13 protein-coding genes are annotated in these 15425 nt (G+C 66.5%); 2 read left to right on the top strand and 11 right to left on the bottom strand.

What is annotated here, in order from left to right; genetic code table 11:
* Positions 1 to 225 precede the first annotated feature (225 nt).
* From otnI to PIN01S_RS23435, 5 genes are read right to left on the bottom strand one after another with little or no spacing between them, the layout of a single operon-like run.
* Positions 226 to 1002, bottom strand: a complete 777-nt coding sequence (gene otnI, locus PIN01S_RS23455) for a 2-oxo-tetronate isomerase (RefSeq protein ID WP_084339335.1) — start codon at positions 1000 to 1002, stop codon at positions 226 to 228.
* Between the two features lie 8 nt (positions 1003 to 1010).
* Positions 1011 to 1652 (bottom strand): 3-oxo-tetronate 4-phosphate decarboxylase, encoded by a 642-nt coding sequence (gene otnC, locus PIN01S_RS23450; RefSeq protein ID WP_084339332.1) that lies wholly within the window; start codon positions 1650 to 1652, stop codon positions 1011 to 1013.
* Entirely contained in the window at positions 1649 to 2926 is a 1278-nt protein-coding gene (gene otnK / locus PIN01S_RS23445; protein WP_084339331.1) for a 3-oxo-tetronate kinase, read from the bottom strand. Before otnK ends, otnC begins: the two co-directional genes overlap by 4 nt.
* A gap of 3 nt (positions 2927 to 2929) precedes the next feature.
* On the bottom strand, positions 2930 to 3958 hold the full coding sequence (ltnD, locus tag PIN01S_RS23440; RefSeq protein WP_139198575.1) for an L-threonate dehydrogenase: 1029 nt from the start codon (positions 3956 to 3958) through the stop codon (positions 2930 to 2932).
* Positions 3867 to 4580 (bottom strand): FadR/GntR family transcriptional regulator, encoded by a 714-nt coding sequence (locus tag PIN01S_RS23435; protein ID WP_212633085.1) that lies wholly within the window; start codon positions 4578 to 4580, stop codon positions 3867 to 3869. The genes ltnD and PIN01S_RS23435 overlap by 92 nt, the downstream gene beginning before the upstream one ends.
* 184 nt (positions 4581 to 4764) lie before the next feature.
* Here PIN01S_RS23435 and denD point away from each other — a divergent pair, with 184 nt between their 5' ends.
* Together denD and PIN01S_RS23425 are read left to right on the top strand one after the other, a co-directional pair.
* Entirely contained in the window at positions 4765 to 5724 is a 960-nt protein-coding gene (denD, locus tag PIN01S_RS23430; protein ID WP_084339329.1) for a D-erythronate dehydrogenase, read from the top strand.
* Positions 5725 to 5785: 61 nt separating this feature from the next.
* Positions 5786 to 7192, top strand: coding sequence for a GntP family permease (locus tag PIN01S_RS23425; protein WP_084339328.1), 1407 nt, complete (start codon positions 5786 to 5788; stop codon positions 7190 to 7192).
* 95 nt (positions 7193 to 7287) lie between these two features.
* On the opposite strand, the gene PIN01S_RS23420 is transcribed toward PIN01S_RS23425, so the two are convergent.
* From PIN01S_RS23420 to PIN01S_RS23395, 6 genes are all read right to left on the bottom strand, one after another.
* A complete protein-coding gene (locus PIN01S_RS23420; RefSeq protein ID WP_084339327.1) occupies positions 7288 to 8589 on the bottom strand; it encodes an OprD family porin in 1302 nt (433 codons plus the stop codon).
* Between the two features lie 524 nt (positions 8590 to 9113).
* Positions 9114 to 10031: a sigma 54-interacting transcriptional regulator gene (locus tag PIN01S_RS23415; RefSeq protein WP_084339326.1), complete on the bottom strand. Its 918-nt coding sequence runs from the start codon at positions 10029 to 10031 to the stop codon at positions 9114 to 9116.
* A gap of 11 nt (positions 10032 to 10042) precedes the next feature.
* Positions 10043 to 10624 (bottom strand): alpha/beta hydrolase, encoded by a 582-nt coding sequence (locus PIN01S_RS23410; RefSeq protein WP_084339325.1) that lies wholly within the window; start codon positions 10622 to 10624, stop codon positions 10043 to 10045.
* 132 nt (positions 10625 to 10756) lie between these two features.
* The gene (locus PIN01S_RS23405; RefSeq protein ID WP_084339324.1) at positions 10757 to 11749 is read right to left on the bottom strand and encodes a GGDEF domain-containing protein; all 993 of its coding nucleotides are present in this window, start codon (positions 11747 to 11749) and stop codon (positions 10757 to 10759) included.
* Between the two features lie 173 nt (positions 11750 to 11922).
* Positions 11923 to 13674 carry a SulP family inorganic anion transporter gene (locus PIN01S_RS23400; RefSeq protein WP_084339323.1) on the bottom strand — a complete coding sequence of 584 codons (1752 nt, stop codon included), beginning with the start codon at positions 13672 to 13674 and terminating at the stop codon, positions 11923 to 11925.
* The gene (locus PIN01S_RS23395; protein WP_084339322.1) at positions 13671 to 15410 is read right to left on the bottom strand and encodes a bifunctional protein tyrosine phosphatase family protein/NAD(P)/FAD-dependent oxidoreductase; all 1740 of its coding nucleotides are present in this window, start codon (positions 15408 to 15410) and stop codon (positions 13671 to 13673) included. Before PIN01S_RS23395 ends, PIN01S_RS23400 begins: the two co-directional genes overlap by 4 nt.
* Positions 15411 to 15425: the final 15 nt, after the last annotated feature.

The following is a 15425-nucleotide window of genomic DNA, read 5'->3' as shown; positions in this document are numbered from 1 at the left end:
GAGGGAAGTCGAGCGAAGCGAGGCCCGGATGCCGGGGCAAGCCCTCTTGGTTACCTTCTGGGGCGACTGCCAGAAGTAACTCGTCGGGGGGCGAAACAAGAGGTTTCTGGGAAACTCAGTAATCGGTTGGGCTCAGGATCTCCAGCAACACTTAACACAGGCAGAGCAAAAAACGCCCGGCCGGCAAGCCGGTCGGGCAAGGGACACGTGGACAGCGGGAAGCGATCAGCGCCAGGGCACGAACCAGCCGAGGCCGTCTTCGGTCAGGCCGCGCGGGTTGTACTCGCAGCCGATCCAGCCGTCGTAACCGGCTTCGTCGAGCAGGCGGAACAGGTACGGATAGTTCACCTCGCCGGTATCCGGCTCGTGGCGATCCGGCACGCCGGCGATCTGGATATGGCCGACCCCGGCCTGGAAGCGCTTGAAGGTGGCGGTCAGGTCGCCCTCCATGATCTGCGCATGGAAGAAATCCAACTGCACCCGCAGGTTGGGTTCGCCCAGCTCGGCCAGGATGGCGTGGGCCTCGGCCTGCCGGTTGATGAAATAGCCCGGGATGCTGCGCGTGTTGATCGGCTCGATCAGCAGGGTCAGCCCGTGTTCGGCCAGGCGCCGCGCGGAATAGCGCAAGTTTTCCAGATAGGTTTCGCGCATGCGCGGGCGCTGGCTTTCGTCGGTCACCAGTCCGGCCATGGCATGCAGGCGCGGACAGCCGAGGGCCCGGGCATATTCGATGGCGCGATCGACGCTTTCGCGGAACTCCGACTCACGACCCGGCAATGCCGCCAGGCCACGCTCGCCGGCGGCGAAATCGCCCGGCGGCAGGTTGAACAGCACCTGGGCCAAACCATGGGTCTGCAAGCGCTCGGCCAGTTCGGCCGGGGCGTACTCGTAGGGGAACAGGTACTCGACGCCCTTGAAACCGGCGGCGGCGGCGCGGCCGAAGCGTTCGAGGAAGGGCACGTCGTTGAACAGCATGCTGAGGTTGGCGGCGAATCGGGGCATGGGCATTCTCACCACTGGGCGCCGAAGGTCTGGCGCAGTTCTTCGATTTGTTCGTCGTTGAGCAGGCGGACCGGCTGCTGGCGCAGGAGAAGGTACAGCTTGGCGGTCTCCTCCAGCTCTTCGATAGCGTAGGTCGCCGCCTCCAGATCCTTGCCGGAAACCACCGGGCCATGATTGGCCAGCAGCACCGAGCTATGCCGGCCGACCAGCCCGCGAATCGCCTCGCCCAGCTTCGGATCGCCGGGGCGATGGTACGGGATCAGCGGCAGACGGCCGACCCGCATGACGAAATAGGGCGTCAGCGGCGGCAGGCAGGATTTCGCGTCGAGGCAATCGAGACAGGACACCGCTGCCGAGTGGGTGCAATGCAGGTGCACGATGGCCCCGGACTCCTCGCGTCCTTCGTAGACCGCGCGATGCAGGAAGGCTTCCTTGGAGGCGGGTTTGCCGGCCTGGTGGTTGCCGTTCCAGTCCAGCTTGGCGATGTCCGCCGGGTCCAGTTCGCCCAGGCAGGCGTTGGTCGGGGTCAGCAGCCAGCCGTCGTCCAGGCGCGCGCTGATGTTGCCTGAGGAACCCGGGCTGAGGCCGCGCAGGTGCAGCGAGCGGCCAATCCTGACGATCTGTTCGCGCAGGGCGCTTTCCTTGCTCATGCCAACATCCCCCAGGCCTTGACCATGAAATCGGCACTGCCGAAGTTGCCGGACTTCAGCGCCAGGCTGAGTGGGCGGCCGGCCTGCCCGAGGGTCTGGGTCCAGGGCACGCCGGGGTCGATGCTCGGCCCGATGCGCAGCCCTTCGACGCCCAGTACACCGACCACCGCGCCGGAGGTCTCGCCGCCGGCCACCAGCAACTGACCGACCCCCTGCCCTTCCACCAACCCCTTGGCGATAGCCGCCAGGGCAGCTTCGATGCGCTCGCCCACGACCTGGCCGCCGAAGGCTTCCTGCACACGGCGCACCTCGTCCGGCGCGCTGCTGGCGTAGATCAGCACCGGCCCACGTTGGCCGTGCTCGGCGCTCCAGGCCAGGGCTTCGGCCACCAGCGCGTCGCCACGCGCCATCAGCTCGGCCGCTTCCAGGCGGAATGCCGGAAAAGCGGCCCTGGCCTGTTCGATCTGGCCCAGCGTGGCGCGCGAACAACTGCCGCTGAGGATCGCCTGGCGTCCCCAGGGCTGTTCCAGACGACCGGCGTCCTGGCCACCACCCAGCTCGCCCGAGGCACGCCAGTGCGCCGCCAGGCCCAAGGCCAGGCCGGAGCCGGCGGTGACCAGCGGCAGGTCGGCGCAGGCGGCACCAAGCACGTCCAGATCGCTGTTATCGATGGCGTCGCTGATGGCGATGCCGATACCGTCGGCGCGCAGCGCAGCGATCCGCGCACGGGTCGCCTCGACACCGGCACGCAGGGTGCGATAGTCGATCAGGCCGACGCGGCGGCGGGTTTGCGGCTGCAGCACGCGCAGCAGGTTGGCGTCACGCATCGGCGTCAGCGGATGGTCCTGCATGCCGCTCTCGTTGAGCAGCACGTCGTTGGCGAACAGATAGCCGTTGAACACGCTGCGGCGATTGTCCGGCAGCGCCGGGCAGGCCACGGTGAAGTCGCTGCCGAGGGCATCGAGCAGCGCATCGGCGACCGGGCCGATGTTGCCTTCGGCGGTGGAGTCGAAGGTCGAACAATATTTGAAGTAGAACTGCCGGCAGCCCTGCGCACGCAGCCACTCCAGGGCTCGCAGCGATTGCGCGACCGCCTCGGCCGGCGCCAGGTTGCGCGACTTCAGCGCCACCACCAGGGCATCGGCGCCTTCCAGGTCGAGCAAGTGCTCCGGCACACCGATGGTCTGCACGGTACGGGCACCGCCGCGCACCAGCATGCTGGCGAGGTCGGTGGCGCCGGTGAAATCGTCGGCGATGCATCCGATCAGCGGCATGGCTCAGCCCTCCTCGTTGGCAGCGGCGGGCAGGCGGATGCCGGGGAAAATCTTCGCCACGGCAATGTCATCCTCGCGGCCATGGCCAGCGGCGGACGCTTGCTTGAACATCTGGTGCGCGCTGGCGGTGAGCGGCAGCGGGAAGACCGCCTCCTGGGCACTGTCCAGCACCAGGCCGAGGTCCTTGACGAAGATGTCCACCGCCGAACGCGGCCGATAGTCGCCGGCCAGCAAATGCGGCACGCGATTCTCGAACATCCAGGAATTACCCGCGCTGTGGCTGATCACCTCGTACAGCGCCTCGGGGTCGCAGCCCTGGCGGATGCCGTAGGCCATGGCCTCGGCCGCCGCGGCGATGTGCACGCCGGCGAGGAGTTGGTTGACCAGCTTGATCTGCGAACCCTGCCCGGCTTCCGTACCGAGCCGGTAGACCTTGGCCGCCACCGCGCCGAGTGCCGTTTCGGCCCGCTGGAACGCTTCTTCCGGACCGGACGCCATGACCGTCAGCTCGCCGGCAGCGGCTCGCACGGCACCGCCGGAAATGGGCGCATCCAGCATCAGCACCCTGTGCTCGGCCAGGCGCCCGGCGATACGCCGCGCAGCCGCCGCGGAGATGGTCGCGCAGGCCACCACCACCGTGCCGGGCCGCAGGCGCGGAGCGATCCCTTCGCTGCCGAACAGCACCGCTTCGGTCTGTGCAGCATTGACCACCACGATGAACAGCACCTCCGCCGTCGCCGCCCCCTCGCCCAGCGAGACCAGCGGCTGGCCCCCTTCGGTCACGAAGGCATCGCGCACCTCTTCGCGAATGTCGTAGCCCCAGACGGGCAGCCCGGCGCGGAGCAGCGAGCGGGCCATGCCCAGGCCCATGGAGCCGAGGCCGATCACGCCGATGGTGGAGGAAACAGCAGTCATGTGGGGGACCCTCTTGTGCTTATTGTCAGGAGCCGTCGGCCTCTCGTCGCGCCTCGCGCAGGCGGCCTTCGGCGTTTTGCAGATGCAGGGACGCGGCGTGGCGCGCGGCCTCGCCATTCCCTGCCGCAATGGCTTCCACCAGCGCCAGATGTTCCTGGTCGACCTGCCGCATGTACTCCCGATTCCGCGCCTCGTTGCGCCGGGTGATGCTGATCGCCTGCTGCAGCAGCTGGTGGAGAAAATCGATGGTTTCGACGAAGTGCTGGTTGCCGGTGGCGAGCACGATAGAGCGATGGAAGGCCAGGTCCTCGCGGACGCCGTCCTCGCCGCGCTCGACGGCTTCGTCCAACTCGGCCAGGGCGTTGCGCATGGCCCGCAGTTGCGCGTTGGTCCGTCGCTTGGCCGCCAGTTCGGCTGCCTTGATTTCCAGGGCGCTGCGGATTTCCAGGATTTCCACCACCGCCTCGAAGTTGCCCTGGGGCGGCGCCAGCCGCAGCGCCACCGAAGGATTGGCGGTCACGTAGGTGCCGCTTCCCTGGCGCGATGCGACCATGCCTTCGCGCTTGAGCATGGAAATGGCCTCGCGCACCACGGTGCGGCTGACCCCGTACTGCTCGCACAGGGCCTGCTCGGTGGGCAGGCGGCTGCCGGCGGCCAGGCGGCCTTCCTGGATCGCCTCGATGAGGCGCTTGGCCAGGCGCTCGGCCAGCTTCGGTGTGGCTTCGTTCAGTGCTTCCACTCGATTCTCCCGGCAACCGACCCGATTCCATTTCGGCCTTGCGGCAGAAACCGACCCATGGGCGGGTTGCGCTCAACGTAAATTCATCATACAACATGACAACTGCTTGTCACGCAGTTCTTCGACAACAAGAATCCGGGATGTCCCGACACACCCGGGTATTCTCCTCAGTGGAGTGCGATACATGAAGATCGTAGTCACCGGTGGTGCCGGCTTTCTCGGCAGCCGTCTGATCGAGGCCTTGCTCAGCCCCGCCGCGAGCGACCTCGTGCCTGGCCTGTCCGGCATTCTCTCCGTCGACCTGGCCCCCTGTCCCGTTCAGGACCCACGGGTCGAGTCGGTGATCGGCGATGTCGCCGACCCCGCCTTCATCACCCCACTCATCGATGCCGATACCGCCCTCGTCTATCACCTGGCCGCCGTGGTCAGCGGTCAGGCCGAAGCGGATTTCGACCTCGGCATGCGCGTCAACCTGGACGCTACCCGCGTGCTGCTGGAAGCCTGCCGCCATCGCGCCCGCACCCCGAAACTGGTGTTCGCCAGCTCCCTGGCGGTATTCGGCGGCGAGCTGCCGGAGCGGGTGCCGGAAGACCTGGCGCCGCTGCCGCAATCCTCCTACGGCGCGCAGAAGGCCATGGCCGAGCTGCTGATCAACGATTACTCGCGCAAGGGCTTCATCGATGGCCGGGTGTGCCGCCTGCCGACCATCTCGGTGCGCCCCGGCAAGCCGAACGCGGCGGCCTCGTCGTTCGCCAGCGGCATCATCCGCGAACCGCTGGCCGGTGAGCCGAGCAACTGCCCGGTACCGCTGGATACGCGTCTGTGGCTGTCTTCGCCGAACACAGTGATCGCCAACCTCGTCCACGCGGCCCGCCTCGAGGGTGCGGCCCTCGGCCTGCGTCGCACGCTCAACCTGCCCGGCATCAGCGTGCGGGTCAGCCAGATGCTCGACAGCCTCGCCCGCGTCGGCGGCGATGCGGCACGGGTACTGGTCGGCCACGAGCCGGACGAACGCGTGCAGCGCATCGTCTGCAGCTGGCCCGGCGACTTCGACATCGAGCGGCCGTTGCGGCTGGGCTTCCATGTCGACGAGGATTTCGATGCCGTGGTGAGGGCGCACCAACGCTTCATGACAACGCAGTGATTACCGGTGCCCACGGGCGCCGCCGTTCCCAACCCGACGATAAAAACAAGAGGGAAACTCCATGAACGCAACCGCAATCGCGGGACCGCAGCTGATGGTCGGCCTGGTGCTGGCCATCTTCGTGCTCATCGTGCTGGTCCTGCGCACCCGTATCCATGCCCTGCTCGCGCTGGTCTGCGCGGCCTCCATCGCCGGCTTGGTCGGCGGCATGGCGCCGGATGCGCTGGTCAAGTCGATCACCACCGGCTTCGGCGCGACGCTCTCCACCATCGGCCTGGTGATCGGCTTCGGCGTGATGATGGGGCGCCTGCTGGAGGTCTCCGGCGCAGCCGAACGGATGGCCTACAGCTTCATCCGCTGGCTCGGCAGCAAGCGTGAGGAATGGGCGATGGCCATCACCGGCTACATCGTGTCCGTCCCGATCTTCTGCGATTCCGCCTTCGTCATTCTCAATCCGCTGGTGCGCGCGCTGTCGCGCAATACCGGCAAGTCCGTGCTGACCCTCGGCATCGCCCTGGCCGGCGGCCTGATGCTGACCCACCACGCGGTACCGCCGACGCCCGGCCCGCTGGGCATCGCCGGCATCTTCAACATCGACATCGGCCTGATGATCTTCTGGGGCGTGGTGTTCACCATTCCCGGCCTATTCGTGCTGATCGCCTACGCCCGCTTCATGGGGCCGCGCATCGAGGCGATGATCCAGCGCGACAACCACGTCTCCCTCGAGCCGCGCCAGGCCTACCAGCAGGTGCTCGACCAGGCCGCCGCCCGTGAGCGCGAACTGCCGCCGCTGTGGCTGTCGGTGCTGCCGATCGCCCTGCCGATCCTGCTGATCTTCACCAACACCCTGGTCGGCGCGCTGGCCAAACTCAACGGTGATGCGTCGATCAGCCAGGGGGTGATCGGCCAGGTCTGCGCCTTCGTCGGCAATCCGGTGATCGCCGTCGGGCTCGGCGTGGTCGTGGCGATCTACGGGCTGGTGCCGCGCATGCCGCGCGATGACGTGATCGCAGAGATGGAAAAAGGTGTGGAAAGCGCCGGCATCATCCTGCTGGTCACCGGTGCCGGCGGCGCCCTCGGTGCGGTACTGCGCGACAGCGGCGCCGGCCAGTACATGGGCGAATGGGTAGCGACCCTGCCGCTTCCGGCAGTGTTGATTCCCTTCGTGATCGCCTCGCTGGTGCGCCTGATCCAGGGCAGCGGTACCGTGGCGATGATCACCGGTGCGTCGATCTCGGCGCCGATCCTCGCGGCCATCCCGGACGTCAACATGGTCTTCGCCGCCCAGGCCGCCGCCATCGGCTCCATGGTGTTCGGCTATTTCAACGACAGCTATTTCTGGGTGGTCAACCGCCTGCTGGGTGTGAAGAACGCCAAGCACCAGTTGCTCACCTGGTCGGTCCCCACCACACTCTGCTGGTTCACCGCGCTGGTCACGCTGCTGCTGTTCAACGCCATCCTCGGTTGAATGGCGCGGGCATAAAAAAGCCGGCCCCGCCCATGAGGGCGGTGCCGGCAAGACGATGCACGTCCTTGTGCCGAGGAGCGGGATGACGCCTCTGCTTACAGCAGCGGCAGGGTGTAGCTGACGATCAGGCGGTTCTCGTCCAGGTCGTTGCCGAAGTTGGAGCGCACGGTGGCGTTACGCCATTTGACGCCCAGGTTCTTCAGCGGACCGTCCTGGAAGACGTAGGCGATGTCGGTGTTGCGCTCCCACTCGCGACCTTCGCTGCCATCGGCACGCTCGACGTTGTCGCCGGTGATGTAGCGGGTCATCAGGGTCAGGCCCGGGATGCCGACGCCGGCGAAGTTGTAGTCGTAACGAACCTGCCAGGAACGCTCGTCCTTGTTGGCGAAGTCGTTGATCTGCACGAAGTTCACCAGGTAGGCATCGGTACCGTTGACGTAGGCGAAACCGGTGTCGCCGCTCATCTTCTGGTAGCCCAGGCCAAAGGCGTGGTAGCCCAGGGTGTAGGTGAACAGGCCGCCCAGGGCCTTGTTGTCGACGTTGGACTGGCCGTCATCGGTGGAACGGGCGTAGCGCAGGTCGCTCTTCAGGGATTGCTTGTCGCCCAGCGGCAGGACGTGAACCAGGCTCAGGTAGTTCTGCTTGTAGAAGTTATCCAGCGCACCGTAGTGGTAGCTGGTGGTCAGGCTGTCGTTCCACTTGTAGGACAGGCCAGCGAAGTTGAACTCGTCGCTGTCCACGTTGCTGATACCGGTAATGCCCTTGCGGCCAACGGTGTTGATCACCATGGTCTCGTGGTCGGACGATTCGCGCTGGTTCACGCGGTTGAGCTGGCCGGCGTCGAAGGTCAGGCCGTCGATCTCGGCGGAGTTCAGCCAGCCGCCCTGGAAGCTCTGCGGCAGCAGACGCGAATCGTTGGACATCAGCACCGGCATCTTCGGCATCAGGGTGCCGACTTTCAGGGTGCTCTTGGAGATCCGGGCCTTGGCGGTCGCGCCGAGATCGCCATAAGTGTCCTGCGCTTCGCCAGTTTCCTTGTCCACTTGCAGCAAGCCAGTGCCGGAAGTGCCGCGACCGGAATCCAGCTTCACGCCCAGGGTACCGATGGCGTCGAGGCCAAAACCGACGGTGCCTTCGGTAAAGCCCGACTCGTAACGCACAATGAAGCCCTGTGCCCACTCTTCGGACTTACTACGGAACTCGGCCGGGGTCTTGCCGGTGACGCGCGGCGGGTTAGGCTCGCCCAGGTCCTGGCGGAAGTCGCGGTTCATGTAGAAGTTGCGCAGCTCCAGGGTGGCCTTGCTGTCCTCGAAGAAGCCGGCAGCGCTTGCCTGCTGGCTGAGGGCGATGCCCAGGGTGCCGGCGGCGACGGCCAGCGCCAGGGTGGTTTTTTTCATTATGGTTTCTCCAGTGTGTTTACGGTTGGGCAAAACGGTCCTGGGAAACTTCACGGGAGAAGCGGCAGCCCGGGACCGGATCCGGCAAACCGCACGCCGTCGCACGAGCGAACAAAGGTCCGTCGCGTACAAGGCATGCGGTTGGAAACTAGGAGTATTCGATCCGTGGATGGACGAAGGCCGAAGACGGGAAGGCGGGCGTTACGGCGAACACCGGGTGTCGGCAGTGTTTCATCGGTTGCTCTCTCATCTTTTTATAGTGGCCTTACATGGCGTCATCGAGATGGGCGAGCCAAGGCAGATATTGTGCCAGTCATCACGATCACTTCTGCGACGGTTGTTTCAGAGGTATTTCAAAGTATTTACGGATGTGTTTCCGCGCACCCATAGGCAATTTTCCGCCCACACGGATAATCAATTTGGCGGATTTCCGCCAACCAAAGTCGTAGGACGATCTTCGGCTCCCCAATCGGCAAGCCAAGAAAATTTGAATCCGCTCACGAAACGCCGATGCCAGACGGCTTTCAACGATCAGGCATGACGCCGGAGCGCGTCAGTATCTCGCGCAACGGCTCCTGGAGACTGGGCGATGCCTGCAGCCGCTCGAGCTGTCGCTCGATGAGCGCCATGGGGTTTGCCGGGCCAAGATGCTCCGGCTGGATATCCCCACCCTTGCTCACCAGCAGTGCGAAATGGATGACGTTCTCCAGCTCTCGGGTATTGCCGGGCCAGATATACCCTTCGAGTTGCCGCTGGGCCTCGGGGCTGAGCAGCGGCGGAGACAGGCCGAGCCGCTGGGCATAAATGCCGAGGAAGTATTCGGCCAGGGGCAGGATGTCGCCGACCCGCTCGCGCAACGGTGGCCAGTTCAGCCGGCCTTCGCTCAGGTAGAGATAAAGACGCTCGTCGAAGGTGCCGGCCTCCACCGCGCGCACCAAATCGATGCTGGTCGCAGCCAGCAAGCGGACCTCGACCGGATTCGGCCGCTGCGCGCCGACCCGCATCACCTCACGATTCTCCAGGGCAGCCAGCAGTTTGGCCTGAAGAGAGAGCGGCAGGTCGCCGATCTCGTCGAGATAGAGGCTGCCGCCGTTCGCCGAGCCGAACCAGCCGGCACGCCCGGCCGTTCCGGCACGGGCTCCAGCGGCATGGCCGAACAGCTCGGCCTCGGCATGCTTCGGGCTCAACGCGCCGCAATTCACGGCGACGAATAACCCTTGGCGGTCGCTGCTGCGATGGATGTGGCGTGCCAGCAGCTCCTTGCCACTGCCGGTCTCGCCCTGGATCAGCACCGGCAGCGTGCTCGCCGCCAGCCGTTCGACCTCGGCGCGCAACCGTTGGGAGGTCGGGTCGGCGAAGACCAGGGCGCGCGCCCGGATGCTCAGCGGGCTGCGATCCGCGTCGGACAGCGTCAGCAAGGCAGGGGAAGTGGAGAACGTCATGGGCGATCCAGTCAGGCTCGACGCCGCTCCAGTTGTTCGATGCGGTTCTGCAGGCGATAGAGATAGCCGAACCCCTGCTCCCAACGACGGTGGCCGGACTTCACATTGATGTGGCCGGCGCCGGGCAGGATCACCGCCTCCGCTCCCCAATCGCGCGCCATTTCCAGCGCCCGGACCGCACTGGCCGCCGCGTCGTTGTCCGAGCCGACCAATTGGCTCGGGAACGGCAGCGGGTCACGGGGGATGGGAGCGAAGTTGCGCAACGGTTCGGGGCAACCCAGCCGCTCCACGTCGGCCGGCGCCACCAGCAGTGCGCCGCGCACACGACGCAACGATGCCGCCGGCGCCTGGGCCGCCCAGTGAGCGACGGTGACGCAACCGAGGCTATGGGCAATCAGCACCACCGGCCGGGCGTCCGCCGCCACCGAGCGCTCCAGCTCGGCGACCCAGTCGGCCAGACGCGGCAACATCCAGTCGGCCTGCTCCACCCGGGCGCTGTTCGGCAGGCTGCGCTGCCAATGGCTTTGCCAATGATCGTCGGCAGAGCCTTGCCAGCCCGGCACGATCAGATAGCGGATGGATTCGCTGCGCATGGTGCTGCCTCTGCTGTTCACGAGCAGGCAGTATAGGAAGGCACCTTATACGCGTTAAGGAATAAGAAATTATTTGCTTATTCCTTATGAAAATGAAAAAGGGCGCGCCGCAGTACGGACACGCCCTTCGATTCAGGCCAGGACGATCTGGTTCTTGCCTTGGCGCTTGGCCTGGTACATGGCGGCGTCGGCGCGGGCGAACAGGGCGCTGAGGCTGGTGTCCTTCGGGCCGAGGCAGGTCAGCCCCTGGCTCACCGTGACACCGAACGATTCGCCGTCGACATGGATGACCAGGCGCTGGATTTCCCGCTGCAGACGCTCGGCGATCTGTTGCGCCAGTTCCGGGGCGCAACCGGGGAAGACCGCGGCGAACTCTTCGCCACCGATCCGCCCGAACAGGTCGCCCCGCCGCAGGGCGCCGGCCCCGCACTGGGCGACGCGCTGCAACACCAAGTCGCCGGTCTGGTGGCCGTGGGTGTCGTTGATCCGCTTGAAATCATCGATGTCCAGCAGGAGGAACGCCAGTGGGTTGCCGTACTGCCGCGCCAGTTCGAATTCGCGCTGGGCGCATTCGAAGAAGTGCCGGCGGTTGCTGCTCTGGGTCAGCACGTCGGTGGTGGCGAGGCGGTGGAGCTCGCCTTCCAGTTGTTTCTTCTCGGTGATGTCTTCGGCGATGCCCACCACGATCGGCGGCTTGCCGGCCTCGCCGCGCTGGCTGACGAAGCACTTGTCGCTGAGCCAGCGGATCTGCCCGTCGGCGCGGATGATCCGGTATTCGCGGACCTCGATGGCGCCTTTCTCGATCACTTCGGCGAGGCTCTGCTCGGCGTAGTCGAGGTCGTCCGGGTAGATGCTGTTGAGCCATTCGCCATAGTCGGCGAGCAGCAGCGCGGCGGAGCGGCCGAAAATGCGCTCGTAGGCCGGGCTGACATAAATCATCTTCCTGGCTTCCCAGTCGAAGGCCCAGAGCACGGCATTCACGCTGGCCAATAGCGAGCTGAACAGTTGTTCGCGCTCGCTCAGCCGTGCCACTTCGGCACGCGCATGCATCAGCGCGAGCAGCGTCTCGGCGGGAGCCGGCAGCTCGGCGATTTCTGAAACGGGAAGCTCGTTTTTGCTATCCATCTAGCACGACCCAAAACTGGAGGGCTATTCCTGACGTATGCCGCAGGCATACGGGCACAATGAAGCCCGCCGGATGGCGAGCACTCATCAGATGAATTACAGCGCATGAAGTTCCGGTCAGCCTGCGCGCCAGCGAAGCGTGCCGATCAACGGTTGATCCGGATGACGGCGCGTCAGGGAAGGGTGAGCGGCGGCCGGCGGCTCGCCCGCGCCACGCTGAGCGGGTCCAGTGCGCAGAGCGCTTCGTACTGGCTGACGAACACGCGCCCGCCGAAGCGCTCGAGGAAGTCCGAGCGCCTGAGCTGGTCCATCACCGGGCCCTTCACTTCCGACAGGTGCAGTTGCACCCCGGCGGCATGCAGGCGTTCGACGATGGCCTCCAGGCTGTCCAGGGCGCTGGCGTCGATCAGGTTGACTCCGGAACACATCAGCACCAGGTGTCGCACCTGCGGCCGCGCCGCCACCAGCGCGCCGATGCGTTCCTCCAAATAGCGTGCATTGGGGAAATACAGGCTCTCGTCCACCCGCAGCGACAACACGCCGGGGCTTTCCACTACGTCGAAGCGCTCGACGTTGCGGAAATGCTCACTGCCCGGCAGTTGGCCGACCACCGCCATGTGCGGGCGGCTGGTTCGCCAGAGAAACAGCAGCAACGACAGCCCGACGCCGATCAGGATGCCCGTTTCGACACCTAGCAGCAGCACCCCGGCCAGGGTGGCGAACTGGGCCGCGCCGTCCTGCCGGGAGAAACGCCAGGTGCGGCGCAGCGCACCGAGGTCCACCAGGCTGAGCACAGCGACGATGATGGTCGCCGCCAGCACCGACTGGGGCAGGTTGTGGAACAGCGGGGTGAACAGCAGCACGGTGACGGCGATTCCCACGGCCGTGAGCACACCGGCCATGGGCGTCCTGGCCCCGGCGTCGAAATTCACCACCGAACGAGCGAAACCGCCGGTGACCGGAAAGCCGCCGCTCACCGCCGCCGCCAGATTGGCCGCGCCGAGGCCGAGCAGCTCGCTGTCCGGCTCGATGCGTTCGCGGCGCTTGGCGGCCAGGGTCTGCGCCACCGACACCGATTCGACGAAGCCGACCAGACTGATCAGCAAAGCCGCCGGCAGCAGTTGCAGCGCCAGCGACAGGTCCAGCGTCGGCAACGCCAGCCCCGGCAAGCCCCGGGGAATCGCCCCCACCACTTTCACGCCGGCCTGATCCAGGTGCAGCGCGGAGACCGTCAGCACCGAAATCAGGATCGCCAATACCGGCCCGGCCTTGGCCAGGTTGCCGGCCAGACCGACTCCCAGGCCGAGCTTCATCAGCAGCGGCTTGAGACGCGAACGCACCCACCAGAGGAATGCCAGGCTGGTCGCGCCGATCGCCAGGGTGGGCAGGTGCGTCTGCGGCAGGCTGGCCAGCAGGGCGGGCACGAGCTGCGCCAGGGTATCGCCGGAAACCGGCACACCCAGGACATGCTTGAGCTGGCCGACGGCAATCAAAATTCCGGAGGCGCTGATGAACCCGGAAATCACCGGGTGGCTGAGGAAATTGGCGACGAAGCCTAGCCGCAGCAACGCCATGCCGGCCAGCATCAGCCCCGACAGCAGCGCCAGCAGCATGGCGGCGCCGACGTAATCGGCACTGCCGGCGGGAAACAACGGGCCGAGGGCTGCCGCAGTCATCAGCGAAACCACCGCCACCGGCCCCACCGCCAGGGTACGGCTGGAGCCGAACAGGGCGTAGGCCAGCAGCGGCAGGATGCTGGCGTAGAGCCCGGCTACAGGCGGCAGGCCGGCGAGCATGGCGTAGGCCAGGCTCTGCGGGATCAGCATCAGCGTGACGATCAACGCGGCCAGCCCATCCTGGGCCGCCATCGAGCGATCGTAATGCCGTCCCCATTCGAGGCAGGGCAGCCAGCGGCGCCATTTCATCCACGCTTCTCCTGCTGGAAGTCGCAGGCCGGCGAGGCCTCCACCGGACGCGGCTCATGGGGCAGGCGATGGGGCTCGGCGAGCCACTCGCGGCCACGCAGCATCAGGTCGAAGTAGATGCTCGGCATCGCCTTCACCTTCAGGTCCCAGGCCATACGCCGGGGAACCCGCGGGTCCAGCGGGAAGGTGGGCAGCAGCTTGCCGCCGTAGCCGAACTCGGCCAGCACCACCTTGCCGCGCTCCACCGTCAGTGGGCAGGAGCCGTAGCCGTCATACAGCGCCTGCGGGCCGCGCCCGGTGAGTACCGCCAGGACGTTCTCGGCGACCACCGGAGCCTGCTTGCGCACCGCGGCGGCGGTCTTCGCGTTGGGTGCGGCGCAGACGTCGCCGAGGCTGAAGATGTTGCCGTAGCGCGGATGGCGCAGGGTCTCGTGGTCGGCCTCCAGCCAGCCGTCTGCACTGGCCAGGGGGCTCTGGCGAATGAAGGCCGGTGCGCGTTGCGGCGGAACCACGTGCAGGAAGTCGAAGTCTTTCTCGACGAGGGCGCCGCCTTCCGCCGTGGTCGGCTTGAACCAGGCCTTGTGCGCCGACCCGTCCACCGCCACCAGATTCGTATTGAAGTTCAGTTGCGCGCCGTAGCGCTCCACGTAACGCATCAGGGACGGCACGAAGTCGGCGACACCGAACAGCACCGCGCCTGCCGAGCAGAATTCCACCTCGATGTCTTTCAGCACGCCCTGGCGGTGCCACCAGTCGCAGGACAGGTACATGGCCTTCTGCGGCGCGCCGGCACACTTGATCGGCATCGGCGGCTGGGTGAACAACGCCCGACCGTGGCGCAGCGCCTGCACCTGCTGCCAGGTGTAGGGGGCCAGCTCGAACTGGTAGTTGGAGGTCACGCCGTGCTTGCCGAGGGTCTCCTGCAAGCCTTCGATGGCGCCCCATTCCAGGGTCAGACCGGGACAGACCACCAGCACCCGGTAGCCCAGGCGATTGCCATCCTCCAGCACCACCCGCTGTTGTTCCGGCTCGAAACCCGCCACCGCCGCGCGCACCCATTGCGCGCCCTTGGGAATGCAGCGCGACATCGGCCGCTCGGTGCGAGCCCGGTCGAACACACCGGCGCCAACCAGCGTCCAGCCCGGCTGGTAGTAGTGCTGCTCGCGCGGCTCGATCACCGCGATGCGCAGACCGGGATCGCGCCGCAGCAGGCTGGCGGTGACGGCGCATCCCGCCGCGCCGCCGCCCACGACCAGGACGTCGTAGCGGGCGGTATGCGCCGGCGGCTGGATCGCCTCGGTGCGTGGCGCCTGCTGCCAGCGCTGTTCCAGACGCGGCAACAGCCCGGCGAGGTCGTAACCCGCAGCCTTCGCTGTCGTCATCAACGTCTCGGGGTCGAGATGATGCGCTTCGCTCAGGGCCCACAGGCTGGTGGAGCGGGTGCCGGTGCGGCAGAACGCCAGAGCCGGCCCACGCACCCGGTCGAGCAGCGCGGTGAAGGCGGCGACATCGCCATCGCCGATCTGCCCGGAAATCACCGGCAGATAGTGGTAATCCAGCCCGTTGGCCTTGGCGGCCGCCTCCATCTCGGCGGAGGTTGGCTGGCCCTCGCCTTCGCCATCGGGGCGGTTGTTGATCACGCAGCGGTAGCCGGCGGCGGCCAGGGTGCCCATGTCGGCCGGCTGCAACTGAGCGGCAACGGCGATGAACGGGGTAAGGCGTTTCAACGAATCCATGACACGGGCCTCCGC

The organism is Pseudomonas indica NBRC 103045 (assembly GCF_002091635.1).
Lineage (GTDB): Bacteria > Pseudomonadota > Gammaproteobacteria > Pseudomonadales > Pseudomonadaceae > Pseudomonas_M > Pseudomonas_M indica.
This window is presented reverse-complemented; position numbering and strand designations above follow the sequence as displayed.